This is a genomic window from Acidovorax sp. JHL-3 (assembly GCF_000526295.1).
GTDB classification, from domain to species: Bacteria; Pseudomonadota; Gammaproteobacteria; order Burkholderiales; family Burkholderiaceae_C; genus Acidovorax; species Acidovorax defluvii.
The window spans coordinates 58,503-83,844 of record NZ_JAFU01000003.1; the positions used below are offsets into that span (position 1 = coordinate 58,503).

At 59.3% G+C, this 25,342-nt stretch carries 17 protein-coding genes and 3 pseudogenes; 2 read left to right on the plus strand and 18 right to left on the minus strand.

Features of this window, described 5'->3' with window-relative positions:
• Positions 1 to 23: 23 nt before the first annotated feature.
• Together K226_RS0115090 and K226_RS0115095 are read right to left on the minus strand one after the other, a co-directional pair.
• Positions 24 to 998 (minus strand): IS5 family transposase, encoded by a 975-nt coding sequence (locus K226_RS0115090; RefSeq protein WP_024815594.1) that lies wholly within the window; start codon positions 996 to 998, stop codon positions 24 to 26.
• 51 nt (positions 999 to 1,049) lie between these two features.
• Positions 1,050 to 2,399, minus strand: a complete 1,350-nt coding sequence (locus K226_RS0115095) for a hypothetical protein (protein ID WP_035242074.1) — start codon at positions 2,397 to 2,399, stop codon at positions 1,050 to 1,052.
• 146 nt (positions 2,400 to 2,545) lie between these two features.
• Between K226_RS0115095 and K226_RS0115100 the strand changes: the two genes are divergently transcribed.
• Positions 2,546 to 5,500 carry a KAP family NTPase gene (locus K226_RS0115100; protein WP_155886560.1) on the plus strand — a complete coding sequence of 985 codons (2,955 nt, stop codon included), beginning with the start codon at positions 2,546 to 2,548 and terminating at the stop codon, positions 5,498 to 5,500.
• Between the two features lie 391 nt (positions 5,501 to 5,891).
• Here K226_RS0115100 and K226_RS0115105 read toward each other — a convergent pair whose 3' ends face one another.
• The 5 genes and pseudogenes from K226_RS0115105 to phnC form a co-directional block, all read right to left on the minus strand.
• A complete protein-coding gene (locus K226_RS0115105; protein ID WP_238324273.1) occupies positions 5,892 to 7,109 on the minus strand; it encodes a sensor histidine kinase KdpD in 1,218 nt (405 codons plus the stop codon).
• An 836-nt stretch (positions 7,110 to 7,945) separates the two neighbouring features.
• Positions 7,946 to 8,917 carry a phosphonate dehydrogenase gene (locus K226_RS0115110; protein WP_024815576.1) on the minus strand — a complete coding sequence of 324 codons (972 nt, stop codon included), beginning with the start codon at positions 8,915 to 8,917 and terminating at the stop codon, positions 7,946 to 7,948.
• Between the two features lie 17 nt (positions 8,918 to 8,934).
• Positions 8,935 to 9,736 (minus strand): annotated as a pseudogene (phnE, locus tag K226_RS19090) (phosphonate ABC transporter, permease protein PhnE).
• The gene (gene phnD, locus K226_RS0115120; protein WP_024815577.1) at positions 9,733 to 10,608 is read right to left on the minus strand and encodes a phosphate/phosphite/phosphonate ABC transporter substrate-binding protein; all 876 of its coding nucleotides are present in this window, start codon (positions 10,606 to 10,608) and stop codon (positions 9,733 to 9,735) included. Before phnD ends, phnE begins: the two are co-directional and overlap by 4 nt.
• A complete protein-coding gene (gene phnC / locus K226_RS0115125; RefSeq protein WP_035242057.1) occupies positions 10,602 to 11,423 on the minus strand; it encodes a phosphonate ABC transporter ATP-binding protein in 822 nt (273 codons plus the stop codon). Before phnC ends, phnD begins: the two co-directional genes overlap by 7 nt.
• A 216-nt stretch (positions 11,424 to 11,639) precedes the next feature.
• On the opposite strand from phnC, the gene K226_RS0115130 reads away from it, so the two are divergent.
• Entirely contained in the window at positions 11,640 to 12,500 is an 861-nt protein-coding gene (locus K226_RS0115130) for a LysR substrate-binding domain-containing protein (protein ID WP_238324271.1), read from the plus strand.
• A gap of 156 nt (positions 12,501 to 12,656) precedes the next feature.
• Here K226_RS0115130 and K226_RS19620 read toward each other — a convergent pair.
• The 11 genes and pseudogenes from K226_RS19620 to K226_RS0115185 form a co-directional block, all read right to left on the minus strand.
• A pseudogene (locus tag K226_RS19620) lies at positions 12,657 to 12,752 on the minus strand (transposase domain-containing protein); the annotation flags it as partial.
• A 267-nt stretch (positions 12,753 to 13,019) separates the two neighbouring features.
• Positions 13,020 to 16,124: a type I restriction endonuclease subunit R gene (locus K226_RS0115135; protein ID WP_024815598.1), complete on the minus strand. Its 3,105-nt coding sequence runs from the start codon at positions 16,122 to 16,124 to the stop codon at positions 13,020 to 13,022.
• A 95-nt stretch (positions 16,125 to 16,219) separates the two neighbouring features.
• Positions 16,220 to 17,629, minus strand: a complete 1,410-nt coding sequence (locus K226_RS0115140; protein WP_024815599.1) for an ATP-binding protein — start codon at positions 17,627 to 17,629, stop codon at positions 16,220 to 16,222.
• Positions 17,626 to 18,939 (minus strand): restriction endonuclease subunit S, encoded by a 1,314-nt coding sequence (locus K226_RS0115145; protein ID WP_081739430.1) that lies wholly within the window; start codon positions 18,937 to 18,939, stop codon positions 17,626 to 17,628. Before K226_RS0115145 ends, K226_RS0115140 begins: the two co-directional genes overlap by 4 nt.
• On the minus strand, positions 18,929 to 20,479 hold the full coding sequence (locus tag K226_RS0115150; protein ID WP_024815601.1) for a class I SAM-dependent DNA methyltransferase: 1,551 nt from the start codon (positions 20,477 to 20,479) through the stop codon (positions 18,929 to 18,931). Before K226_RS0115150 ends, K226_RS0115145 begins: the two co-directional genes overlap by 11 nt.
• Before the next feature lie 594 nt (positions 20,480 to 21,073).
• On the minus strand, positions 21,074 to 21,439 hold the full coding sequence (locus tag K226_RS0115160; protein ID WP_236748871.1) for an antitoxin Xre/MbcA/ParS toxin-binding domain-containing protein: 366 nt from the start codon (positions 21,437 to 21,439) through the stop codon (positions 21,074 to 21,076).
• A 514-nt stretch (positions 21,440 to 21,953) separates the two neighbouring features.
• Complete coding sequence (locus K226_RS0115165; protein WP_024815603.1) at positions 21,954 to 22,400, minus strand: HAD domain-containing protein; 447 nt, start codon at positions 22,398 to 22,400, stop codon at positions 21,954 to 21,956.
• Positions 22,401 to 22,452: 52 nt separating this feature from the next.
• Entirely contained in the window at positions 22,453 to 22,722 is a 270-nt protein-coding gene (locus K226_RS0115170) for a hypothetical protein (protein ID WP_162150983.1), read from the minus strand.
• A 375-nt stretch (positions 22,723 to 23,097) separates the two neighbouring features.
• Complete coding sequence (gene istB, locus K226_RS0115175; RefSeq protein ID WP_024815605.1) at positions 23,098 to 23,883, minus strand: IS21-like element helper ATPase IstB; 786 nt, start codon at positions 23,881 to 23,883, stop codon at positions 23,098 to 23,100.
• A pseudogene (istA, locus tag K226_RS0115180) lies at positions 23,876 to 24,964 on the minus strand (IS21 family transposase); the annotation flags it as partial. The gene istB and the pseudogene istA, both read right to left, overlap by 8 nt.
• Positions 24,965 to 25,011: 47 nt before the next feature.
• Positions 25,012 to 25,326 carry a hypothetical protein gene (locus tag K226_RS0115185; protein WP_238324274.1) on the minus strand — a complete coding sequence of 105 codons (315 nt, stop codon included), beginning with the start codon at positions 25,324 to 25,326 and terminating at the stop codon, positions 25,012 to 25,014.
• Positions 25,327 to 25,342 lie beyond the last annotated feature (16 nt).

The following is a 25,342-nucleotide window of genomic DNA, read 5'->3' on the forward strand; positions in this document are numbered from 1 at the left end:
GCCTTTGAGCCCCCTTCAGACCCTTACGGGCGCACCTGTCCCTGCAGGCGCCCTCGGGCAAGGTAGATGTTGGCCAGCGCCAAGGCCGTGAACGCGCGCGTGGCGTTCTTTTGCAGCCCGCGATAGCGCACCTTGCCAAAGCCCCACAGCCGCTTGACCACCCCGAATAGATGCTCTACGCGAGCGCGGATGCGGGACTTGTTGCGGTTCTTGGACCGCTGCGTCTGGTCGACCACCCCGCACCTGCGTGTGCGCTGGTTGGTGAAGTCTTTGGCTTGGGGCGCCTTGCCCCGGATCAGAGCCTTCTGGCTGGCGTAGGCCGAGTCGCCGTACACGCGCTGCTCGTTGCCATGCAGCAGATCGGGCAGCGGGTGTTTGTCATGCACGTTGGCCGCCGTCACCACGGCGCTGTGCGCCAGCCCGCTTTGGCTGTCCACGCCAATGTGCAGCTTCATGCCGAAATACCATTGCTGGCCTTTGCGGGTCTGGTGCATGTCGGGGTCGCGCGCCTTGTCGGCGTTCTTGGTAGAACTGGGCGCGGCGATGATGGTGGCATCCACGATGGTGCCGGTGTTGACCTTGAAGCCGCGCTCTTGCAGTTGCTGGCCTACCTGGGCAAACAGGGCTTCACCCAGTTTGTGCTCATTGAGCAGCTTGCGAAACTTCAGCAGCGTGGTGGCATCGGGCACGCGCTCGCGGCCCAGGTCAATGCCCACAAAGCGGCGCAGGCTGGCACTGTCGTACAGGGCCTCTTCGCACGCCAGATCGGCCAGGTTGAACCAGTGCTGCAGGAAGTGGATGCGCAGCATGCGCTCAAGGCCAATGGGCGGGCGGCCGTTGCCTGCTTTGGGGTAGTGCGGCTCTATCACCTGGCACAGAGCGGCCCATGGCACTATTGTCTCCATGGTCCGCAAGAACTCTTCGCGTCGGGTGGGTTTGCGCGAATGCTCGAATCCGTTGTCTTGATCTGCGGCCATTGCCAAGGTCTGCTGCTTCATCTGCGGATAACGTTTGACCCCTCTCAATGGTGGACCTTAATCAGCGTTGCCCTAAAGGCGCCTAGGGATGGGTAGCGTTTGCTGCCATGCCGGCAGGTCGTTACCCAGCACCTCCGAGCCAGGAAAAATCATCATTGTGGGTGGATCACCATCATGACCAAACTTGTCGCAAGTCTCGTCGACGAGCCAAGAATGTGATTCGGATATGCGTGGCACGAGGTAGTGCACATATAGCGCCGCAACCATCGACTCGGCGCGAAACTCTGTGATGACCTCCTTGTTGCGCTGTCGCCTGAGGTCAGACGACTCGCAGCCAAGCTCGATGTCCATCGCGAGATGGATGACGCCGACCTTCTGGGTGGCTACCTGGCGACCTGCTTCGGCAAGTTTGGTTTTGACGTGGCGCGCCTTGCGCTCGATCGCCACTGGCGCTGTGCATTGCCAAGTGACGACTGAACCGTAGCGGAAGTCCTGGAAGAAGCGGGGGTCACGATTGTCGGGGACCAAGCCGACGGCAAGGTTGTAGCCGTTATCGCGAACTGGGTTCCCTGACAGCAATCGTGCCAGCTTCGTCCCGAAATAGAGAGACGAGTCCGCAATGTCCTCCAGTACCGCCTGGACATTGGCTTGGCGAATCTCACCCGAGCCGAACTCGTCACGCCAGGGGTAGTGGCCAGGTGTGAAAAGCGGGCTCGACAGGAATCGCAAAACCCAGTCGGAGAGGTACGTCTCGGGCACGTCTTTGAGTTCGACGCTGTAGTTCACATCGATGGATAGAGACAACTTCCGCCTATCGATGATCTCAGCAGCACGGCGGAATATCCGTCGCTGTAGCTCGCGTTCGTCCGCCTCGTACTGGCCTGCTCTGAGCCGCTTGAATTCAACGGCGACGCGCTCAGAGCGCCCGTCAACTGTCAGATGGATGTCCGGCGTCTTGGCTTGGCCGGGCTGCTCGGGTATGAAGGCTACGTCCTCTCCATCGGCTGCGTAGTTCCCGGCCATCACCAGCTCAAGCATGGGTCCGTCCGGCTCGCTGGCAGCGTCCTGCAGCATGCGGCGAGCTCGCTGCTCCGCGCCAGGCACATTCGCCAGAGCCTCAACATTCACCCCAATCTGTTTGATCCAAGGAACACAGCGCGAGGCAAGAGCTTGGTCGAAGGATCGCCTGCAATCAAGCAAGGATTGAGACTGGGCCAGAAAGGAGGCCACGACGTCGGCCCCGAGAGCTGACAACGCAGGGTTGCGCCCGAAGTCGCCGGCAGCGCCTGTGTAATCGATATAGGCCTGCTGGGCTGCGCGTAGTCGCCGCCCGAAGCCGACGGCATTGCCGCTGATCTCTGCTAGCCAACGGAGCGCTGTGCGGACATCAGTATCGTCCTCTATACCCTGTGGCAGTCGCATCGCGTCCTCCTTGGCCACCAATCATCGCATGTCTTCCGGACGGCGCAAGATGCCGAGGAGCGCCAGCACGACCCGCAAGTCGCTGCACGCACAATGCGCTCACGCGTCACAGAGAGTAATGTTGAATGGCGGCTACCAAGCACACGATGAAAATGCCCGAACTCCTGGTCTTTGCCAAGATGTTCGTTGTTGGCTTGGTTGCCGCAGAGGTCTGCAGGACTACCTACTATCTGGGAACTGCGTTTGTTCCTGCGATAGCCGACTTTCCCCTTTGGGCCAAAGCAATACCTGTTCTTATTGGACTGGCGGTCTGTGTGGTCTACGCCATCAATCGTGGTGCGCATGTTTCTGCCTTCCAAATGGGGCAAAGCCTTCGTTTCGATCTACTCATCGCAATGTGCTTGGGAGCTTGGTCAAACGAGTTAGCCATGCCTTGGCTTTTAAAGTTCCACGCAGCATTGAAAGCGGCGGACCCGTATTGGGCGCCAGTTTTTCTTCTGCTTTTCTGCACTATGCTTTTGTCACCGCTAGTCCAGTGGCATTGGCCTAGAAGGCGGCAGACTCCTTCGCAATTCCGTTTCCTTGCGGACGAAGAGATCAGACAGGAGACCGACGATCTGCTATCGAACGAGACCCAAGCAAAGTCGTTCGCAGAGACAGTCCTCGCAAGCGGTGTGCATTCAGGATTGGTGTTCGGTGTCGATGGCCCCTGGGGCGTAGGCAAGACAAGCTTCATCAATCTTGCAGAACGCTACTGGGAGCGAGCTGCGGACAAGGTAATTGTTTGTCGGTTTGAGCCCCTTCGATACGCATCCGAGCCAGATCTCGCTGATCGCTTGATTCGCGACCTGTCCGCCGCGATTCAGAGCAAGGTCTTTGCACCCGAGTTCCGTCCTGCGGCCTCCCGATACTCTCGGCTCATCAAGGGTAAGGCTGACGTTTCGTTCCTGGGCTTCAAGCTCGCGCTGGAGCCTTCTCAGGAAACCGTCGATGAGTTGCTCGACGACATTGACGAGGTCCTTCGACGTATCGGTCGACGTGTGATCGTAGTCATCGACGACCTGGATCGTCTGGACGCGAAGACCGTCAACAACGTCCTATTCGCAACGCGACGCACCTTCAAGCTGTCGCAAGCGACCTACGTCCTTTGCTATGACACCGAGGTACTGGCCGGTGGCAAAGAGGAAGGATCCAGGGCGCGTGAGTTCCTTGAGAAGTTTGTGACAGTCAAACTGAGCTTATTCGTGGACAGCTCCAGCATCCGCAACTTCTTACAACGCGACTGGGAAAAGAGCGAGAGCCAGCTCGGGTCCGTGCCTTCGGACACGATGTTGAAGCTTGGTGCCGTACTAAATGAGCTAGCGGAAATCTTGAGTGGTGATCTTGCCGCCAAGTACCTGCCTTTGCTCGGTGATCTGCGCAAGGTTAAGCGCTTCATCAACGCGATCTTGCTCATGCAGATTGAGAAGACCAATCTGGGCCGGACCGACTTCAATAAGCGTGACCTCATCAATTTGATGCTGCTGCACCTGAACTATCCAGGGTTGTTCAGGCGCATATACGCCGAGGAGACAGAGGGGCGCAGTGGTACTTTCTCGATTCGGCGCAAGTACGACGAACCAGACTTCAAGAACGCCGATGGTTTTGCAAAGGTCAAGGACGTGCACCCAGGTTCTGCCAGTTTCTTGCTGGAGCAGTTGTTTGACGTGGAGGTTTTGGAGCTGGGCGACGGGCGCAACATTGAAGAGTCCGTTCTTCGGTCCCGGGCGTGCTTTAACAAGGGCGATACGAGAAACCTGGAGAGCTTTTTGAAGCTCATTGTTCGCTTTGCCACGCCGGAGCCGCAGGAGACCTTTGTTCTCTACCAAACAGCGGTGGATCAGGTTCGCAAGGGACGATCGATTGCCTCGGTTCTCGCGGAAGCTGAGTTTGCACTGGAACGAACAGAGACCGTACACGACCAGTTCTGGCGGGTACTTGTCAATCAGGCCCACGACTTCACCAGCCCGACCGCAGAAGACGCCATCGAAACGCTCGTTGAGTACCTACCACGCTACTCGTCGTTCGACAACGATGACCGTGGACTGCGGCCGAGGTCGATCTACTCGTTATTGCGGCTGTTGGATCGCGCAGGTTGGGGGCGAACTGTCGGCCGGCGACGGGCAAACACCCCGGAGAACGTCATAGAAGTCGCGTGGCGCATCTTCGGAGAGCAAGCGTACGTTGGGAAAGGTCTGCTGGAGCGGCTCGCGAGCCTAGACCGCGGTGTGCTCGGTTGGAATGATCTGATGCTATTCAGGCTGCAGTGTTCGGCGGATCGCGGCGGGCAGCTGTACAACCTGCACACAGCGCTGATCATTCACCAAGACCCGTCCGCTATGACTTCAGGTCTGGTTAGCAAACTAGCCCTGCTGGGCATGAGGCGGCTCTCTCAACAGGTGTTCGCGCTCTTCAAGCGTACCTACATTGACGCTGGACGGAACTTCATCGCCGAAGCACGTGAAGTGCCCGTAGATGCGTTTTTAGGGCAGGCTTTTGCGCATCTCCATGAACAGGCTTCGCTGGATCCGGGATCCGAGCAAGGAGATACAACAATTGCGCGCCGTGTCGCCTCGGCGCGCGCCTTCGCCGCGTCGTTTGTGATCTATCAGCTCAGCAATGCGCTCCCCCCGAATAGCTCCGGCGTTGGATGTGGTCACTATGATGAAGTCGGTTCAGAGGATGGCGCCGGCATCTCCAGGTTGATGAACGAGTACGTCTTTGGCTTTTGCTTTAGCCCCTTGGTAAGCGGCGACAACGTGCTGCTGTTCCTCGATCATTGCCTCGCCAACTTGAGCAGCCCCTTCCACACTGGTCGAGATGAAGAGGGCTATGTCGCGACGAAGTCTGGACTACCAGGTGGACTGGATCCGAAGGCGATGGGCCGGTATTGGCTTGAACATCGCGATCACATTCGGGGGCTTGGTTTCCAAGACAGCGGGCGATGCGTCTATACGCCCGGCTACACGGCCTTCTACCGCGACGATCTCGACGGGGTGTTTTCCGTGCTCAATGAACTGGCCGAGGAGGTGACCTCCTCTACCACTATTCAAAATGACTGAGCGCGTCTCTTGGGGAGATCGGTACTTTCGTGTCAGATATGACGCTCCAAGGCTAAATTGGCGATCAGCCCGACGCTGCTTGTGTGGCCCAAACCGCCAAACTCGACACGGAATGCGTTCACTGGCTTCGAAGACTGCTTTGCTCCGTTTAGGGGAAGTTGGGCCGCCGAATTCCAAATGCCGCTTGCGCTGCAAAGCCGTACTTGGACCGTCGAAGGTCGCTTCAGACTGATGAGATTCATTAGTGCTCTTGTGTCAGCGCCGACACTGAGATCAACACCGAACTATCGACGGGCAACAACGAAATCAAAAACGGCTTCGGACTTCAACCTGAGGAACTCGACACACGCACCTGAAGCGCTAACTACCCGCTGTAACGTGGCCAAAAGTGTCAAATGCTCGCCGTCAGGCCGACGGGGAGACGCACCGTGAAGATAGTCCCACGTTCAGCATCGGACTGCACCTCAATCGAGCCACCGTGAGCTTCTGCAATTTCCCGCGCTACAAACAAGCCCAAACCGAGACTGGTGCGCGGGCGCTCGTCCTGTGCGCCCTCCTCAGGCAGCTGAACCAACGGTTTGAAGATCGCACTCAGCGATGCGGCAGGAATCGGTTGACCATGGTTCGTGACTTTCACAGTGATGCCATGGGTTTCACCGTGAATACCAAGCACCACAGGTCTTTCGCGGTCGCCGTACTGTGCTGCATTGAAGAGAAGATTGGCAAACAGTTGGTGCAGCCTTACCCCATCAAAGACCCCAGTCGTATCGCCCCTAGCTAGTAGTTCAAAGCTACTTTGCGGGTGGGCCGCCATGGCATCTTCCAGTGCCGATTCGCACACAGTGTTTACATCCACTGCCGCAGGAGCGATGGGCATACCACTGCCGAGTTGCGTGCGCGTGTAGCCGAGCAGATCGGCCACCATGCTGTTCATGAGCCGCGTGCTGCTCCTGATCCGGTCCCCGGTTTCTGCAATCTGGGCTGCCGACAGGTCCGACCTCTTTAGGCGCTCTCCAGCCAATCGCATCGAAAACAATGGCATGCGTAAATCATGGCCCAGAATGGCCAGGAACAGTTCACGCGTCTGGTCGGCCTTGGATGAATAGGTCACAACCGCTTCGGCCAGGGCTTGATCGATGGATTCGTTGAAGCGCATCATTTGGTTAGAAATCACCTCAGTCATCTCACCTACCCTCGGCAACCAAAGCCGTAATACTGTGGCGCGCAGAGCACGAAATTCCGCACACAACTGGAGCAATGAGAAATCGTTCGCTTGCCGATGGCCACCATGGCTGGAGGCGGCGGTCTGAACACCACCGATCAAATGCGGCGCGTTGCCGCGTGACTTTTGGTACTGTTGCTCGGAGTTCTGGATGGTCTCAATGTCAAGCGCAATGGCTTGCAGCATCCCTCTCACGTGGTCCCGCAAAACGAGATGCGAAGACGTGGCTACAGGCACCAGCGTCAGCGAGAAGTCCTCCCACTCGGCGAGGATTTCCTCGATATGTTCATTTAGGAAGCGGTCTAACTTCAATTCATGCTCCCAGCGCAGGTACGGTTTTGATCTGCGGGCAAAACCATATCCCGAGTCGGCATAGTATGAGTGCAAGCTGCTGTCCTCGCTCAGGTGCCAGAGCGGGCCGCTTCACTGGCCCGTGCAAAGAACTTCTTTGAGTAGGGTGAACACTTCGCCTTGGAGTGCATTGGCCGCTGGGATGTCATTCGGTTCCATGCCATTGCTGTCACGCGCTGATCGGTCGTTCTGCCGGTCTTGACGACAGACTTCAATGGATCGGAAATGCCTGGTGGAGCTGTCATTCAGCGGACGTTCGACCCGGCCTTGGCCGTAGGCAACGCCATCAATGCCCTCATGAGTCTTCATTGGGACAGCGACATCGCAGGTGCCTGAATGACAGCTCTTTGTACATGACCGTGAACTACGGGCGCGACGCCAACGGCAGAAGTCGCTGCACGGCTGCCCACCCGAGATCCAGTCGGCAGCTTCAGGCTGATCTCCGACACTCGAACCTAACGCCTGGAAGTTCGCGTGTTGCGCAACTGGTCATTGATCGAGCAGGGTCTCAAGCGACCGCTTTGTTGCTCAGACCGGTCACTCTATTGATGCGAGCCGGGCAAGGTAGCAGGAGCAACTGATCACACCAAGGATGAATTGGTTCTCCCGACCCGCTGCGGTCGGTGTTGATGTAGGCAACGATCCCAGAAAACCGTCCGAGAAACCGGGGGAATCCCACCCCGGATACTTGGCGGCACGGCTTATCGGAACCATTGCGAAGAGCATCCGCAGTTGGCCCGCGGGTCCGAAACACGTAGCCAAGGTCTTCTCAAAGAATTAGATCGGCCAGAACCATAGAACGTCCAAAAGCATTCTCTGGTGTGGTGACCTCATGGCTGCACCGAGCAGTGCGAAGCTGCCACATGAGCCGCTCAGTGCGATGCCTCGTAGTGTGCAAGCGGCTCATTACCATTTAACGCAACGAGCAAATTTTCAGCAGCCTGCAACTCGATGGCTCGGCGAACCTTCTTCACCGCCGAACCAATGTGGGGTGTGAAAACCGTGGAGGGGTGTTGCAAGAGTTCCGGATGAATCTGGCGTGGACGGTCTGCCAGCAGCCAGTCTTCCATCTCGTACACATCGGCGGCGTAGGCACCCAGGCGCTCGTCCTTGAGCGCCCGTGCCACGGCAGCCTCGTCCACAACCGAGCCTCGCCCAATGTTGACCAGGATCTGCCCCCGCCGAACACCTTCAAGCATGGTGTCATTGACGAGGTGACGCGTTACGTCCAGCAGCGGAACGGCCAGAATGACATAGTCGGATTGCGACAGGGCCTCACCCAGGCTCACCATGGTCAGGCGTTCGTCATCACCATGCGGGTCCACGCCCAGCAGTTGAGCGCACCCGAAGCCACAGAGACGGTCCACAATGGCCCGCCCAACGGCGCCAAGTCCGACGACCGCCACTATCGAGCCGTGCAACCCCATTCCGTACAGCTGGGGACGCCATCCTGCGTAGCTCTTGCGAACACTGACGTCACCTGCCAGCACATGGCGCGCGGCGGCGATGGCCAGCCCAATGGCGAGTTCTGCCGTGGGTTCTGTGAGCAGGTCAGGAACGAAGCTCACGCTGACACCGGCTTGCGCACATGCCTTGAGGTCAAAGTTGTCATACCCCTTCAGGGCGCAAGCGATGGTCTTGAGCCTGGGAGCGTGCAACAGGGTTCGCTGATCTACCCGGTCAGGCATGAACGCCATCATGGCGTCGGCGTCCTTCAGGTGGAGGTAAAGCTCTTCCTCGCTCCAGGGCTCAGGCCCTTGATTCATCACTACATCACCGGCGGATCGAAGACGCGCCAGAACTGCTTCATGGATGGGCTGCGTCACCACAATTTTCGGCATCATTACCTTCCTCTCTCTTTCTATTTCAGATGTTTGCGAAGCGCCGACCCAATGCCGTCGACCACGAGCACGCATATGAGGATGGACAGCAAAATGGCGGAGACTTCGTCGTACTTGATCAGGCGCAGAGCCGCCATGAGTTCAAAGCCAATGCCGCCCGCACCCACGATGCCCATCACTGCCGATGCGCGAAAGTGATATTCCCATCGGTAGATGGTGATGTCCGCCAACTGGGGCAAAACCTGCGGTAACACAGCATGGGTGATGACCTGAAACCGGCTTGCGCCCGCGGCCTTAGCGGCCTCCAGAGGTTTCGGGTCCACGTGCTCTATGGCTTCGGCGTAGAAACTTGGCCACCATGCCCGTGGAATGCAGGGCCAACGCCAGCACACCAGGCAATGCCCCAAAGCCCACGGCCGCGACGAACAGAATGCCCAGGATGATTTCAGGCACAGACCGAAATGCAGCCAAGATGGTTCTGACGATTCGCCCAACCACCGCATTCGGCGCGGTGTTGGGCGCCGCCACCAGGGCCAGCGGCAACGACGCCAGAACGGTCAGCGCCGTGCCTGCGATCGACATGGCTAAGGTGTCACGCAATGGAATGACCCAGTGCTCCCAGCGCTCGAAATTCGGCGGCACCATCTCTGAGGCCAACTGCTGAATCGCTGGGCCGCCTTCGATGAAACGCTGCGCGTCAAAGAAGCCGGTGACATACAAAGCCACCACACAGACGAACAGAACGACACAGGCGGCGCCCAGCCGTTTGAGTCGCTGCTGTCCGTCGATGGCAACTATGGATTCCAAGGCTACCGATGTCATTTCATGCGTCCCAGATCAAGCTTGAGAATCTGTGCTGTGTCGCGAAGAATGTCGTAGGCCTTGTCATCGGTAGCGGCAAAGGCCTCGATACGGAATGATTTGAGAATCTCGGCGTCCTTCATCTGAAGAAAGGCGGCTCGGATGGCTTCCTTGAGCTCCGGCGTGAGATTACCTTGCATCGCAATGGGATAGTTCGGAATGGGTGCCGACAGTTCAAGTTGCACAATCTTGTTGGCATCCACCATGCCCTTTGCGATGAGGTTGTCCAGAATGGTTTTTGACAGAGCGCCGGCGGGAACCTGCCCTGCCTGAACAGCTCGGGCCACGGCATCGTGCGTGCCCAGGTGAACGGGGCGGTAGTCAGTCTCGCCGTTCAGTTGGTGGTTTTTAAGCAAGTGCGCGCGCGGTGCAAGGTGACTGGACGTCGAAGCCTGATCGCCAAAGCCAAAAGGCTTTCCACGAACGTCAGCCAGGGTCTTGACCGGGCCGCCTGCCGTGGCGATGAGAACCGACTGGTAGGTCGGCGAGCCGCGCTCCACGCCAACGGCAAATGGCTCAATGTTGGGCGCCTTGGACTTGGCAAGCACGTAAGAGAACGGTCCAAAGTAGGCGACCTCGATGCGGCCGAAGCGCATGGCTTCAATCATCGACGAGTAGTCCGTGGTCACCGTGACCTCGATTTCCTTCTTCAGGGTCTGCTCCAGATACCGCTTCAGAGGCTGTGCGTTCTGAATGATGGTGGCGGCGTTTTCGTCCGGCAACAGTGCAACGCGAAGCTTGGAAGGATTTTTGCCCTCGGCATGGGCGCCAAGTGGCAACAGGGCGGCCAAAGTGACGGCAGCGATAAATTGGAAACGGCGACGATTCAGCACGGTAAAAACTCCTTGGATTGAGAGGGGGAATCAAATTGACTGCCCATGTTGGCAGGTGACGACTTCGCGTACAGGGCAGACTGGGCTTCTTCCGTCAACTGCGCTGCTGTCCCGTCGAACACCACCTGGCCCTGGCGAAGGCCCACAATGCGGTCGGCGAACATGCGCGCGAGGTTGACTTGATGCAGACTCACGATGGCCGTGAGTCGGTCTTTCTTGCAGATGTCGTGAAGCAGGGTCAACACACTCTGCGCGGTCGCCGGGTCGAGGCTGGCCACCGGCTCATCGGCCAGCAGCAGGCGGGGCTTTTGCACCAAGGCACGCGCAATGCCAATGCGTTGTTGTTGCCCACCAGACAAGGTGTCTGCCCGTGCTAGGGCTTTCTCAAGCAGGCCTACGCGGTCAATGGCCGCCAGCGCCTCCAGCTTGTCAGCCTTGCTCCAAGGCCACAACGACGCCAGAGATCCGCGGGTGGCGAGCTTGCCCATCAACACATTGGCCAGCACGCTTTGCCGCCCGATCAGGTGGTGCTGCTGGAACACCATGCCGCAGTGGCGCCGATGCTCAAGAAGGTTGCGTTTTGAGACGGTGCCGCCCGGCAGATCGGCCACCGACACCTCTCCGTCTGTGGGGCTAACCAAGCCATTGATGCTGCGCAGCAGCGTTGACTTTCCCGCGCCCGACGCGCCCAGCAGCACAAGGAACCCGCCATGCTGTACCTCCAGCGAGGTGGGCGCAAGCGCTGTGTGACCATCGGCATAGGTCACCGTGATACCCCGCAAGCTCAGATGGCTCTCGCGAATTGCAGTTTTCATAGCTCGGTTTCATTTGTTGTGGTGCGCTAGACGCACACCAGGACTCAAGTGGTCAGAGGTATCTCTCGGGAAAGAGGAGGTTCTGGAAGAAACAGCTTCAGTGGAAGCACAGCTCAAGTCTGGGTGACCAAGGTGTCATGAATATGAAACTTTCATCCCTAAAAATGAGGGCACCCATAGATCACATCAATGTCTGGACTCAGCCTCCTCGCAGCCTTGAAGGCCTTTGACGCAACGGCCCGAGCCGGCAGCATGACCGCTGCCGCGAGAGTGCTCGCTATTCAACAACCGACTGTTTCTTCACACATACAGCGCCTGGAGGTCGACTTCGGCGTGGAGCTTTTTCATCGGCGCGGGCGGCGGCTTGAACTCACGTCCTTTGGACGCACTCTGTTGGACTACACCCGGCGTACCTTCAGTGGCGAGGAAGATGCGCACGCACTGCTCGCTGCTGCGAAAAATCAATACGTAGGGCGACTGGTCATCCATGCCATCGGGCCGCACAACGTGCTGCCCGTGTTGAAGCTGTTCATGAAACAGTTCCCCCAGGTCAACGTGGCTGTTGGCGTAGGCGACTCGCGAACCATCACTGAAAAGATTCTTGACTACCAGGGAGACGTGGGCATGGTGCTCAATCACGTCGCTCACCCAGATCTATTTGGCGCGGCTTACCGTACCCAGCGATTGGTGATATTCGGCAACACCCAACACTCACTCGCGCAACGGGCCACTCTCAAACTGCGTGATCTGCAGGGTCAGAGGTTCGTCATCCGAGAGGAAGGATCGACGACCAGACGCGTGTTTGAACAAGAACTAAAGGAGCGAGGCGTCGAGGTGCAGGTGGCTCTGGAGATGGGCAGCCGCGAGTCCGTTCGAGAGGCGGTGGCGGAGGGGCTGGGCCTAGGCGTCGTGGCGGAAACAGCCTACAGGCCAGATCCTCGCCTTGTTAAGTTAACTATTTCAGACACCAGCATGGCGACACAGGTGCACTTCATCTGTAGAAAGGAGCGGCATCAAGCTCCTCTGATCTCGACCTTCCTGGGTTTGGCGCATAGCGTAAGTCAGAAAATTGCCTAGGTATGGAACTTGGATTCCATGCAGCCGTGGGGCATGGGACCGAGGGGCAACTGTTCGCCTGTAGGCCGACTTAAGTTAAGGGTTGTAGGACGCCCGTAATCGCGCGGCGATCCCATCTTGACTGCGGGGCGCGGTCGTGTATCTGAATATGCGCTGTCAGGCTGACTGCCAGCGGTATGGCAGCAGCTCGCCGATCTGGGTGGCGGGCTGCATGGGCAGGCGTGCCATGACATCGCGCAGGTAGGCGTAGGGTCGTCCCGTTCATGGGGAGACGTGTGCTAGACCATGACTGCAGCTCCCTCGATACCGGTCATCGATGCTGCCGCGCTGCTGGGTGAGCCAATGACAGCTTTGTGCCAGGCACCGTGAACTCAGGTCACGGCCGCGACCGACAGCAACCGCTGCACAACGGTCATTCAAAGTGGAGCTGAGCTTGTCAGATCAGGGTCGACCCAAGCAACGCCATCGGCTCTTTATGGGCGGCAACTGCAATTCCACGTAGGGCACCCAGTACAGACCCTATCCGCCCCAGTCCTCTCCAAATACCTGCGCCTGTTGCAAGATTAGCTCCGCCGCAGCCTCCTGCAGATCCGGCGGGTACTTGTACTTGCGCAGAATGCGCTTGACCATCAGCCGCAGCTTGGCCCGCACACTCTCACGCTCCGACCAGTCCACCGTCAGGTTCTGGCGCAGGTTCTCGGTCAGTTCGTGGGCGATCTTCTTCAAGGTCTCGTCAGTGAGTTCCTTCACGGCAGACTCGTTGGTGGCCAAGGCGTCGTAGAAGCGCACCTCGTCTTCCGTCAGTCCCAGCTGCTCGCCCCGGCTTGCGGCCTCGCGGAACTTCTTGGCCATGTCCACCAGTTCTTCCATGACCTGGGCGGTTTCAATCGAACGGTTCTGGTAGCGCTTGATGACGTTGCCCAGCAGGTCGGAGAACTTCTTTTCCTGCACCACGTTGCTGCCAAAGCGGCTCTTGATTTCGCCTTCGAGCAAGCGTTCGAGCAGTTCCACCGCCAGATTCTTTTCGGGCAGGTTCTTCACCTGGGCCAGGAATTCATCGTCCAGCAGGCCAATGTTGGGTTTGTCCAGGCCCACGGCGTCAAAGATGTCCACCACCTGGTCGGACACCACCGCGTTGCTGATGATTTGCCGGATGGCTTCGTCACGCTGCTCGTCGGTGCGCTTCTGGGCGGTGATGTCCCGTTTGGTCAGGATCACCTTCACAGCCTGCATGAAGGCGACTTCCTCCCGAATTGCCTTGGCTTCGTCCAAGGTGCAGCACAGCGAGAAGGCTTGGGTCAGTGCCAGGGTGGTGTCGGCAAAGCGGCGTTTTCCGTCCTTGCCGCCTTCTTCACGCAGGCCCAGCACATGGTTGGCGGCGCGCGCCAGGGTCTGGTGGCCACCGGTCAGGAAGTCGCTGTAATCGCAGCCGTGCAGCATGGCTTGCAAAACGTCGAGCTTTTCCATGAGGACGCTGTAAGCCTCGCGGGCATCCACGGTGGGAGTGCCCCGGCCTTTGCTGGCGGTGTACTCCTTCATGGCGGCTTTGAGTTCGTTGCCAATGCCGATGTAGTCCACCACCAGGCCGCCTTGCTTCCCCTTGAAGACCCGGTTGACACGGGCAATGGCCTGCATGAGGTTGTGGCCCTTCATAGGCTTGTCTACATACAGGGTATGCACGCACGGGGCATCAAAGCCGGTGAGCCACATGTCGCGCACGATGACCAGGCGCAGCGGGTCGGCGGGGACTTTGAAGCGCTTTTCCAGGCGCTTTTTGACCTTGCCATCGTAGATGTGGGGGCGCAGCAGGGCTTTGTCGCTGGCTGAGCCGGTCATCACGATCTTGATGGCGCCTTTCTCAGGGTCGGGGTCGTGCCAGTCGGGACGCAGCTTGATGATCTCGTTATAGAGGTGGACGCAGATTTCGCGGCTCATGGCCACCACCATGGCTTTGCCCGATTGGGCTGTGCTGCGCTCTTCAAAGTGCGCCACCAGGTCGGCGGCCACACTGGCGACACGGGGTTCGGCACCGACGATCTTTTCCAGGGCGGCCCAGCGGCTTTTGAGTTTGGCCTGCTGGCTTTCTTCCTCGTCCTCGGCCAGCTCGTCCACTTCATCGTCAATGGCGGGCAGGTCTTCGTCTTTGAGGCGCAGCTTGGCCAGGCGGGACTCGTAGTAGATGGCCACGGTGGCGCCATCTTCCTTGGCCTGCTGCATGTCGTAGACGTGGATGTACTCACCAAACACGGCTCGGGTGTCGTGGTCGGTGCTGCTGACCGGGGTGCCGGTAAAGCCCACAAAGGTGGCGTTGGGCAAGGCATCGCGCAGGTGCTGGGCATAGCCTGCCTGGTATTTCTCTTCGCCGGGCTTGCCTTTGAGGGTGGCCTTGAAGCCGTATTGGGTGCGGTGGGCTTCGTCTGCGATCACCACGATGTTGCTGCGCTCGGACAGCACCGGGAAGGTGTCTTCATCCTCTCCCGGCATGAACTTCTGGATGGTGGCGAAGATGATGCCGCCCGAGGGGCGGTTGCCCAGCTTGGTGCGCAGGTCCGGGCGGGTCAGCGCCTGGGTGGGCTGCTCACGCAACAGGTCTTGGGCCAGGCTGAACACGCCAAAGAGTTGGCCATCCAGATCGTTGCGGTCGGTGATCACCACGATGGTGGGGTTTTCCATCGCGGGTTCCTGCATCACGCGAGCGGCAAAGCAGGTCATGGTGATGCTCTTGCCGCTGCCCTGGGTGTGCCACACCACACCGCCCTTGTGCGAGGCGCCGGGGCGCGAAGCCATCACCACTTGTTCGATGGCGGCACGCACGGCGTGGAACTGGTGGTAGCCCGCGATTTTCTTGACGAGCTGGCCGTCATCCTCGAACAAGACGAAGTAACGGATGTAGTCCAGCAGGTACTGGGGAGCCAGAGCGCCACGCACCAGGGTTTGCAGTTCCTGAAACGGCCCCAGCGGATCGAGGTTCACACCGTCAATCGTGCGCCAGGCCATGAAGCGCTCGGCGTTGGCAGAGAGCGAACCCATCAGGGCGTCGGTGCCATCCGAGATCACCAGCACCTCGTTGTACTGGAACACGTCCGGGATTTGTTCCTTGTACGTCTCAATCTGGTCGAACGCTTTCCAGATGTTGGCGTTCTCGTCGGCGGGGTTTTTGAGTTCCAGCAGCACCAGCGGCAGACCGTTGACGAACAGGATGATGTCAGGGCGCCGGGTTTTATGGGCGCCTTTGATGGTGAACTGGTTGACGGCCCACCATTCGTTCTTCTCGGAGTGCGCCCAGTCGATCAATCGCACGAAGTCGCCGCATGTCTCGCCGTCCTTCTGATACTGCACGGGCACGCCACCTACCAGCAGCTTGTGGAAGGCGCGGTTGGAAGGCAGCAGGGAGGGAATGCCCAGATCCGTGACTTGCTTTAGGGCGTCTTCACGGGCGGCGACCGGAATGCTGGGGTTCAGGCGGTTGATGGCCTCGCGCAGCCGAAAGGGCAGGATGACCTGGCGGTAGTCGGCACGCTCGGGTGAAGAACCATCGAAGGCGATGTCAGGGCCACGGCGGTGGGTGTAGCCCACGTCTTGGAGCCAGGCCAGCGTGTCGCGTTCGAGTTGGTCTTCGGTCATGTCAGAACTGGTTTGCGATTAAACACGCAACCCATTGATTTATAAAGATAAAAAAGTCTTTTTGCCACTTATGCAGGTTTGCGTTTAAGCACTCTTCAGGCCCAAAACGGTAAGTAGCGGGCATAGCGGGTTGAGGTTGTGTCCGACTCGTCCGGCTTTATCAACTCGGCAGTCCTCGTTGCACTGATCACTTGTGACGCTGTCGCTGTTTTTGACTCGGGGAGTCTGAACCGCTCGCGCAGACTCTGGTTAGACATCCGTTCGTTGCTTACGTACTTCAGGCAGCAGTGCTGATAGCAGGCCCGAATGCGGTCTGTCTTGCTCATGTCGGCAAAGTCTCGGTGTGCAAACAAGACAGCCGTGGTTCGGGTCTCGCTGGTGCGAAAGTCTGGTGCTGGCAATTGGTACACCTCTGCCAGATGGATCACCTTGTCGATACCGCTGCCCTTTTCTTCGCACACCCGCATGCGGCGCATCAGTTCAGCCAAACGCTCATTGCGCGAGCGGAACTCATCAATGAAGCGTTCCACTTGTATAGGTGGTAAACCTGGGTTGGACACCTCTAAACGGTCGGCGTACATCTCAACCATCACAGACTGACCAGTGGCCTCAAAATCCTGATGAACCAGCGCATTGGCCACCAGTTCACGAATCGCCTGGCGCGGAAACATCTTCACCTCGTCGCGCAGCGCTTGCTCGACAAAATGGTTGCGCGGCGCGGAGGAGTGCACAAAGTCCACCAGCTTCTCAAAGCCCACCGCATACCCTTGCGGCTGGGGTTCGTCGTAGCGGGTGGTCAGCTTGTTGGCGCCTTCGTAAATGACCACCCTGGCGGCCTTGCGCGCTAGTTCGGGCGAAAACGCATCCAGCCGCTTGGCCAGCAAAATGGCTGCCAAGTTGTTGATGTTCCAGCCATCGGGCTTGCGCTCTATCAACCGCTCCTTCGCAAGGCGCTCCAGCACGCCATCGCGGTTGGTGGGGTAAGGCAGCTGCATCAGGTCGAAGAAAGACTGGGTATCAAGCAGCGCCACCACCTCCTCGGCACTGGCACCCGCACGGGCGGGGCGATCAAACCAGTCTGGCCCGCCCTCCGAAAAAATGCGCTTGAGCTGATCGGGCGACATGGGCACCAGCTCTTCACCCGCACGCATCAGGTAAGCACCCTCGTGGTGCAAGGGCGTGCCTGCCGGGCGTGGTGGCACAGTAAACACCAGCACGCGGCCATCGGGGTGCTGCAGTTCCTGCACATCCACACGCATGCGCAGGGCCTCCAGAATACGGGCCGTGACTTCGCCCCGGTTCTGAAAAGCCTGCGTGCCCACCACCTGCCTGGGCCGCCTGTCCGAAACACCCAGCACCAGATGGCCGCCGCCCTCATTGGCCAGCGCCACGCAGTAGCGCAGCAGCTTGGTGGTGTCGTACTGCTGCTTGGCCTCCTTGAATTCCAGGTGCTCGTTTTCAGGCGCATCCGCCAGCCAGCGGCTCAAGGTTTCCAGGGTCGTCATGGCGTGGTCTCCAAGGCGGCCTGGGCTTCGGGCAGGCGCAGCTGGCCGGAGATCAGACGGGGGAGCAGGGTGTCGCGGAGAGTGGAGAGGGTTTGGGCTTTTTGCTTGTTTAGCACCAGTCTCTCGTACACCGGCTTCGCAACGGCTCTAAATGCATGAAGCACAGTAGATGAAGGCAAGATGACTCTGAAACGGTCAATATCGTTCTTGCCAAGATGAATAACGGTTGTTGCTGTTTCCGATGCCTCCACTGCTGCCAACAGCGGCGCAATGCTGAGACGAACGAAAGCTGAAGATGCGCCGTTGATCGGGTGGAAAACGCACACTCGCTGGTTGAGCCAAGCTGTTTCGCCGCCCCAGACATACGCACGAAACTCGCCATCCATCCCGACTGCTATGTCACCGGGCTTTAGTAGGTAACCCTTGGGATGGACCTCTTCAGTGAATACACCTGGGCGCTCATCCTTGAGGTCCCGGATGCGTACCAGCGGCCTTCCAGGTGGCGCGGCCTTAAAGAGCTTGGAGGCGAAGGGGGCACCATAGACAACCTTTGAAATGTCGTAGACGCTACCAACCCGCCACCCCCTCGGCACCTCCCCCAACTCCGACGTTTCAAACCCATCGGGAAACAGCGCTGCGGTGGCCTCATCCATGCCTTCGGGCGGGCGGCCTTCCATCTTGGCGCGCACGGGGTCGAAATCGACGAACCAGGACTTGAACAGGGCCCGGGCGATGGCTTCGAGGGTGGCGTTGGTTTCGCGCAGGAGGGTGATGCGGTCGTCGAGCGCACCGATCAACCCTGCAATGCGCTGCTGCTCATGAATTCCAGGCAATGAGACGGGAAGCGCTTGAATGATGGCTGTGTTCAGGTTGGGCATCACAGCCCCCACCGCGCGCGTCCTCAGCCATGAGTAAGCCGTCTCACTAGACAAGAACATCGCGAGATATTGCGGGTCAATTCGGGGACTATGAAGGCGGAGTAGCAAAGCACCTGTTCCGCAGAGTGCTCCCTCAAATCTTTCATCGACAATTGCAGACAGACCTGTAGCTTGCGCTCCGCGTCGTGCAAACAAGATGTCGCCAACACGAAGCCGATGTCGGGCCAGCTCGGACGCTTTCGCTGCGTCTACGCGAGGCACCTCGATATCAAGAATCCGTCCTCTTCCGATGGCTTCAGTCGGGATAACTGGGGTCCCCGAGGCCACGTAGTCATGACTATGCAGTTGTGAGCCGAATGGGCCTGTTTGAACGGCCGCTTCTCCTTCTCGCACCAAGTCACCGATCGTTAGAGAAGCCCACTCAGAACTCATACCCCAGCCCCCCCAGCTTCGCCCGAATCACCGCATCCAGCTCCGCGCCCTTGGCCATTTGCTCGCCCAGCTTTTCGGTGAGCTTCTGCATCTTGTCGGCAAAGGCTTCGTCGTCGTCTTCCACCTCTTCCGCACCCACGTAGCGGCCGGGGGTGAGCACATGGCCATGCTGGGCAATCTCGGCCAGGGACACGCTGCGGCAAAAGCCTTTCACGTCTTCGTAGCTGCCTGCGCCCGGCTCGCCCCGCCAGGCGGCCACCACGGCTTCGATGCGGACAATGGTTTCGTCCGTCAGCTCGGCCTGTACGCGGCTGATCATGCGGCCCTGTTTGCGGGCGTCGATGAACAGCACTTCGCCCTTGCGCGTTTTCTGCTTGGCCAAAAACCACAGGCAGGCGGGGATTTGGGTGTTGAAGAACAACTGGCCAGGCAGGGCCACCATGACTTCGACCACGTCGGCATCGACCATGGCGGCGCGGATCACGCCTTCGTTGTTCTGGCTGGAACTCATGGAGCCATTGGCCAGCACAATGCCTGCGCGCCCGGTGGGCTTCAAGTGGTGCAGCATGTGCTGCAACCAGGCGTAGTTGGCGTTTCCGTGGGGTGGGTCGCCATATTCCCAGCGCGGGTCGCCTTCCAGGCTGCCGTGCCACCAGTCAGAGATGTTGAAGGGCGGGTTGGCCAGGATGTAGTCCGCCCGCAGGTCGGGGTGCTGGTTGCGGGTGAAGGTGTCGGCAGGCTCGCGGCCCAGGTTGTAGTCAATGCCGCGAATGGCCAGGTTCATGGCGGCCAGGCGCCAGGTGGTGGGGTTGGCCTCTTGGCCGTAAATGCTCACATCGCCCAGCTTGCCGCCGTGGGCTTCAATGAACTTCTCAGACTGCACAAACATGCCGCCCGAGCCACAGCAGGGGTCGTACACCTTGCCTTCGTGCGGGGCCAGGATGGCGACCAGGGTTTTGACGATGCTGGCAGGCGTGTAGAACTGCCCGCCCCGCTTGCCCTCGGCACTGGCGAACATGCCCAGAAAGTATTCGTACACCTGGCCCAGCACGTCGCGGGCAATGGCTGCGTCTTCGCCAAAGCCGATGGTGGAGACCAGATCAACCAACTCACCCAGCTTGCCGTCGGGCAGTTGCGCACGGGCGTAGCGTTTGTCGAGGATGCCTTTGAGTTTGGGGTTCTCGGCCTCGATCAGCGTGAGGGCGTCGTCAATACGCTTGCCAATGTCGGGCTGCTTGGCGGCATTGCGCAGCGCCCCCCACCGCGCGCCTTCGGGCACCCAGAAGACGTTGACCTCTTTGTAATAGTCGCGGTCTTCCAGCTCGGCTTCGATGTCGGCGGGGTCGGCGTCGCCGTAGAAGTATTCGTCGTCGGGGTTGGTGAGGCGGGTCGTCAACTCGGCACGGCGGGCGGCGAAGGTGTCAGAGATGTATTTGACGAAGATGAGGCCGAGCACCAGGTGCTTGTATTCGGCGGCGTCCATGTTGGCGCGCAGCTTGTCGGCGGTGGCCCAGAGGGTTTTTTTGATGTCGTCGAGCATGAAGGGGGCAAACCGAAGAGAGGCTGGGAAGTATTCGCAAAAACCCAGCTCGCTCAATGAACGCAGCGTTAAAGGTCACCATCGACCAGTCCCGCAGTGGGTGGTAATTGATTTGTATTGCAAACTATAGCCTGCGCATTGATCGGGCCTACCCCCTGAATGACAATGGAAACGAGCCTTCACCAACCTGCAACCCGTGCTGAGGCTTTCAAGGCCGTCCACATGTGTGACGATCTGGTCTCACAGATGGTCCCGTACTGTCAGCGAAAGCTGGCGACCTTCGAAGGGGACCAGCAAGCAACCGTGAAGGCTGCATTCAAAGGTCTCTTGGCCAAGCGATGGTGCTCGGATGCGCAGTGCGTCTGGATCATGCGCAGAGTTGTTCGAGAACTGCAGTGGCCTGTGGGCGACAGTGCTTTGGAAATTTGAACCCATGGGCTTGTCATCCCTGCGGGGAATGATGACCATATCACGCCGCAGGCTATGAGCCCGTACGAAGCTGCAGAACATTCCCTATTTAAATGGGTGCCTGTCTTGGTGTCTGTGCTCCAGTCCGTCCCACCCGACGCCCGGTATGCCGTTGACAGGAAACAACTAAAAACCTTTTTGACTGTCCCGCTCTTGGACTGGCAAAGCCTCAATCCCGTTCATGAAATCTGTGCTGGCCCGGCTCCCCGACGACAACAGGATTGACATGACTTTGTCAAACCCAGCGGGGCTTCGCGCCACCTCCTCAGGGCAAGCTCCATCAAGCTGCGAGTTCGGCGCGGTCAGCCAATCCTGCACCTTATTCCACGAGTGGAAGGCCACGAAAGCTGCGTGATCAAGCGCCATCAATCTCTCATAGTCCGGACTTCCAAATTCGCGGCCTACAGGTGGCGCATCCAGCCAAGCACTGTCCTCACTCGAATCAGGGAGCGAGAAATTCCTCCAGTGTTTCCGGGCTTGGTTTTTCGACATGGTCCCATGTTACTTGTGGCGACGTTTTTTGTGCAATGCCAGCAGCTCGCTCATGGTGAATCGCCATTTGGGGGACAAGCGAGCCTGGAGGCTGGGCAAGGCCCGAGGCACAGCAGGGCGATCTCAAAACCATGACCAGATGCGGCGCAACAATGCGGGAGCTGGTCTGGCAGGACGGAATACGTAACGGGCTGGTTTGTACATGGCCATATCTGTGCGGGATTTCACGATACTGTACAAAAAATCAGTATTTTGCACAAGCCCGCCACTGTACCCCCAGGCACGTCGCCAAAGGCATCAGAATCTCCGCGCTAGCGTTCCCTGCACCGCCGGATTTAAGCCTGTACGGCCACGAGGTGATGATGCTCAGGAGGACATTCGCCGTGCACCGCTCATAACAGGAAAACTTCGGCTTGGCATCGTGGGCAGTAACTTGCGTCACTTCGGTTTCGTCACGAGCGGATTTCGCGGGGAGACTGTCTCAGGGGCCGCCCCACCATCACCGTGTGCGTCGTTACAGCCACTCTGCATCCAGAGGGATGGGTCCTACGTGGTTCAGCCACGCCGTGACCTCGTTCTGCACGTGCTGGCAGGAGATGCCAGTCGTGGGATCACAGGCAACAACCAGAAGCGGGAATTCAGCCAGAAATTCGTTGGGCTCATCGTCAATCACAAGGCCGCTATCAATCTCAGGGTGGGCACTCAGGTACGCGGTGATGGCCTGAAGCTTTTCTCCCGGCCCGACGATATCGATTTCAAGGGCACTCAGCCCGCTCAAAAATTCCCGAATCTCTTCATGTGGGTACGTGAGGCGCCAGCTGGAGTGAACCACGATGCGAACTGGGAGATGCGCGCTGAGAAGGGCCTTCAGATCAGAGAGCCATTCAAAGGGAAGACAGGCGCCAACAGGCCCACCTGCAGGGTGCAATACGCCATCAAAGTCGATGAAGATAGTCCTCATTGTTTCTTGCCTGTGTGGGTCCGTCTCGCGGGCGTCCACGCGAGTGAGACGTTCATCGCACTAACGGTTCGATGGATGCGAGCAGGCTCATGCGCCGTAGAACACGTCCTATTGGCATGCACGCATCGGCATCAGCTTGAATGGCGTAGATCTCTGCCGTCGTGAGCGGCCCGTCGTCCGGCGAATATGCCGGCAACTTCTCGTTCGCCAGCTTGGCAAGAGGCACGCGCGACTTGGATCGCGTGACACCTGCAGGGGTGCCCTGCAAATCAAACTGCAGCGACTGCTGAGGAGTTGACGGTCCCGTCATGTTGAACAGCATTGGCATATTTTATGAAATATGAACACATTAGAAGCTAAGAAAAATAACAACTTAGCCGAAATAATGTGTCAATGTTTGGAGTCCTCAATATAGACACATGATGGCTCGAAGTGTTCATCGATTGGAGGCTAGTCGGCCCCTTGAATCGCCCCACATTGAAGCGCCGTCCTCCAACGCTGTTGGCGCCGATTCAAAATTGAGCCACCGTGCCGATTGAATTTTGAGCCAGGGCTAATGGCCAACCTGTGAAGGTCGGCTGTGGATAAGTGTAGTGCCTTGGGTCGGTTTTGGTCTCCTTGGTGATCGAGCTCGGTGGTCGTCCGTTGAGGGCAAGCCGCGCAGGGCGAAGCCCGTAGCGGCTTGCCCTTGAACCGCTCAGAACGGCTCAGCCTTCTTGGCCTGTTCGCGTGCCTTGATGCGTTTCTTGGCCACGGCTGTGCTGTGCATGAACCTGTGGGACTCGTTGCCCGTCTCGACGATGTGGCAGTGGTGCGTGAGTCGATCCAGCAGTGCCGTGGTCATCTTGGCGTCGCCGAACACGCTGGACCATTCCTTGAAGTCCAGGTTGGTGGTGATCATCACGCTGGTCTGCTCGTAGAGCTTGCTCAGCAGGTGGAACAGCAAGGCGCCGCCTGCCTGGCTGAAGGGCAGGTAGCCCAGCTCATCAAGGATGACCAGGTCCATGCGCTGCAAGCTCGCTGCGATGCGGCCTGCCTTGCCTTGGGCCTTCTCCTGCTCCAGTGCGTTGACCAGATCCACCGTGGAGTAAAACCGCACGCGTGAGCCATGGCGCGTGATGCCCGCCACGCCGATGGCCGTGGCCAGATGCGTCTTGCCCGTGCCGGGGCCACCCACTAGCACCACGTTGTGCGCCTGCTCGGTGAACGCCATGCTGGCCAACTGCTCGATGAGCTTTTTGTCCACGGGCGAGCATTCGAAGTCGAAGCCCGCCAGGTCGCGGTGCACGGGGAACTTCGCCGTGTGCATCTGGTAGCTCACTGAGCGCATGGCCCTGTCCGTGACTTCCGCTTGCAGCAGGTGCTCCAGCAGCCAGCGCGAGCTCTCCAGCGTGGCGTGGCCGCCTTGCTTGACCAGGTCCTCCCAGGCCCCGGCCATGCCGTACAGGCGCAGCTCTTTGAACTCCTTGTCCAGCTCACGCATGATCGGCCTCCTGCATGTCGCTGCCAGCGCGCAGGCTGTCATAGCGCGCCGTGTCGGCCAGGGGTGTCTGGCTCACTTGCAGGTTGGTCGCAACCGTCTCGGGCAGGGGCTGCGCTTGCAGGCGGCCGAGCACGTTGATGACGTGCTCGGTGCTCACCCGCCCCGATGGCGGCGCACTCTCCAGGGCCAACTCCACCGCCACCAGCACGGCGTCCAGCCCTTGCTTGGGCACCTCGGCCAGTACCTGCGCCATCACCCTGTCGCCCCCCTCCTGGTGCAGCAAGCCTTTGCGCATGCGCTGCAATGGCTCGGGCAGGTCTGCAAAGGGCGCGCCGTTGCGCAGCGCGCCCGGCTTGCGCTCGATCAGCGGCACGTAATGCTGCCAGTCGTAGCGGGTCTGGTTGCGATCGCTCAGGCGCTCGTGCGTGGCCACCATAGCATCGCCGGCCACCACCACGATCTGCGCCGGGTACAGGTGTGTGCTGACCATTTGCCCCGCCCATTCGCAGGGCACCGAGTAGCGGTTGCGCGCCACCGTCACCAGGCAGGTGCTGCTCACCTTGGCCGGGTTCTCAACATAGCCATCAAAGGCCACCGGCATCGGCATCAGGTGGCTTTGCTCCAGCTCCAGCATCTCGGCGATGCTGAACGCTTTGTGCTGCGGGTGGCGCAGCTCTCGCCACAGAGCCCGGCAGCGCTCGCCCAGCCACGCATTGAGCTCGGTAAAGCTGCCAAAGCGCCGTTGCCCCGCCTCCACCCAGATGCGACGGCGGCTGTCTTGCACATCCTTCTTCACGCGCCCCTTCTCCCAGCCGCTGGCACGGTTGCAAAAATCAGGGTCGAACAGATAGTGCGCGCACATGGCTGCAAAGCGCGCATTGACCACGCGGCCTTTGCCCTTCTTGACTTTGTCGACCGCCGTCTTCATGTTGTCGTAGATGCCACGGCGTGCCACGCCACCCAGCGCTGCAAAGCTGCGGGTGTGCGCATCGAACAGCATCTCGTGGCCTTGGCTGGGGTAGGCCACCAGCCAGAAGGCCCCACTGGCACACAGCTTCATGTGCGAGACCTGCATGCGGTAGGTAAGCGTCAGCTCAGCACCCTCTTGACGAGGTCCTTATGGGATAGTCAGACGTCCAGGATGTGTCGCAGCAAGCCGAAGCCTACGCGCCACTGCGTGCCATCACCGGGGTCGATGGTTGCAGTGCGGCTGTTGATGCGCACGATGGTGCCCACCACGGTCTGCAGGTACTTGTCCTCAAAGGCGACCTTCTCGCCGCAGCGAAAGTCGTTGCGCGTCGGTCGGGGGGCGGCCGGCGGCTCTGGCGCCACAGCTTGAGGGCGTGTTGCAGGATCGGGCAAGGGCGGTTCGATCGCGGCGTAAGGCAACTTCCACTCTTTGCGCTCGCGCAGGTCTTGCAACGTGACCTGCGTGTCACGCATGGCCACCACTGTTGAT

Bases quoted from the DNA above. Each gene is read 5' to 3' on its own strand.
- K226_RS0115090 (WP_024815594.1), bottom strand. From the start codon at position 998: ATGAAGCAGCAGACCTTGGCAATGGCCGCAGATCAAGACAACGGATTC.
- K226_RS0115095 (WP_035242074.1), bottom strand. From the start codon at position 2,399: ATGCGACTGCCACAGGGTATAGAGGACGATACTGATGTCCGCACAGCG.
- K226_RS0115100 (WP_155886560.1), top strand. From the start codon at position 2,546: ATGAAAATGCCCGAACTCCTGGTCTTTGCCAAGATGTTCGTTGTTGGC.
- K226_RS0115110 (WP_024815576.1), bottom strand. From the start codon at position 8,917: ATGATGCCGAAAATTGTGGTGACGCAGCCCATCCATGAAGCAGTTCTG.
- phnC (WP_035242057.1), bottom strand. From the start codon at position 11,423: ATGAAAACTGCAATTCGCGAGAGCCATCTGAGCTTGCGGGGTATCACG.
- K226_RS0115135 (WP_024815598.1), bottom strand. From the start codon at position 16,124: ATGACCGAAGACCAACTCGAACGCGACACGCTGGCCTGGCTCCAAGAC.
- K226_RS0115140 (WP_024815599.1), bottom strand. From the start codon at position 17,629: ATGACGACCCTGGAAACCTTGAGCCGCTGGCTGGCGGATGCGCCTGAA.
- K226_RS0115145 (WP_081739430.1), bottom strand. From the start codon at position 18,939: ATGAGTTCTGAGTGGGCTTCTCTAACGATCGGTGACTTGGTGCGAGAA.
- K226_RS0115150 (WP_024815601.1), bottom strand. From the start codon at position 20,479: ATGCTCGACGACATCAAAAAAACCCTCTGGGCCACCGCCGACAAGCTG.
- K226_RS0115160 (WP_236748871.1), bottom strand. From the start codon at position 21,439: ATGTCGAAAAACCAAGCCCGGAAACACTGGAGGAATTTCTCGCTCCCT.
- K226_RS0115165 (WP_024815603.1), bottom strand. From the start codon at position 22,400: ATGAGGACTATCTTCATCGACTTTGATGGCGTATTGCACCCTGCAGGT.
- K226_RS0115170 (WP_162150983.1), bottom strand. From the start codon at position 22,722: ATGCTGTTCAACATGACGGGACCGTCAACTCCTCAGCAGTCGCTGCAG.
- istB (WP_024815605.1), bottom strand. From the start codon at position 23,883: ATGCGTGAGCTGGACAAGGAGTTCAAAGAGCTGCGCCTGTACGGCATG.
- K226_RS0115185 (WP_238324274.1), bottom strand. From the start codon at position 25,326: ATGCGTGACACGCAGGTCACGTTGCAAGACCTGCGCGAGCGCAAAGAG.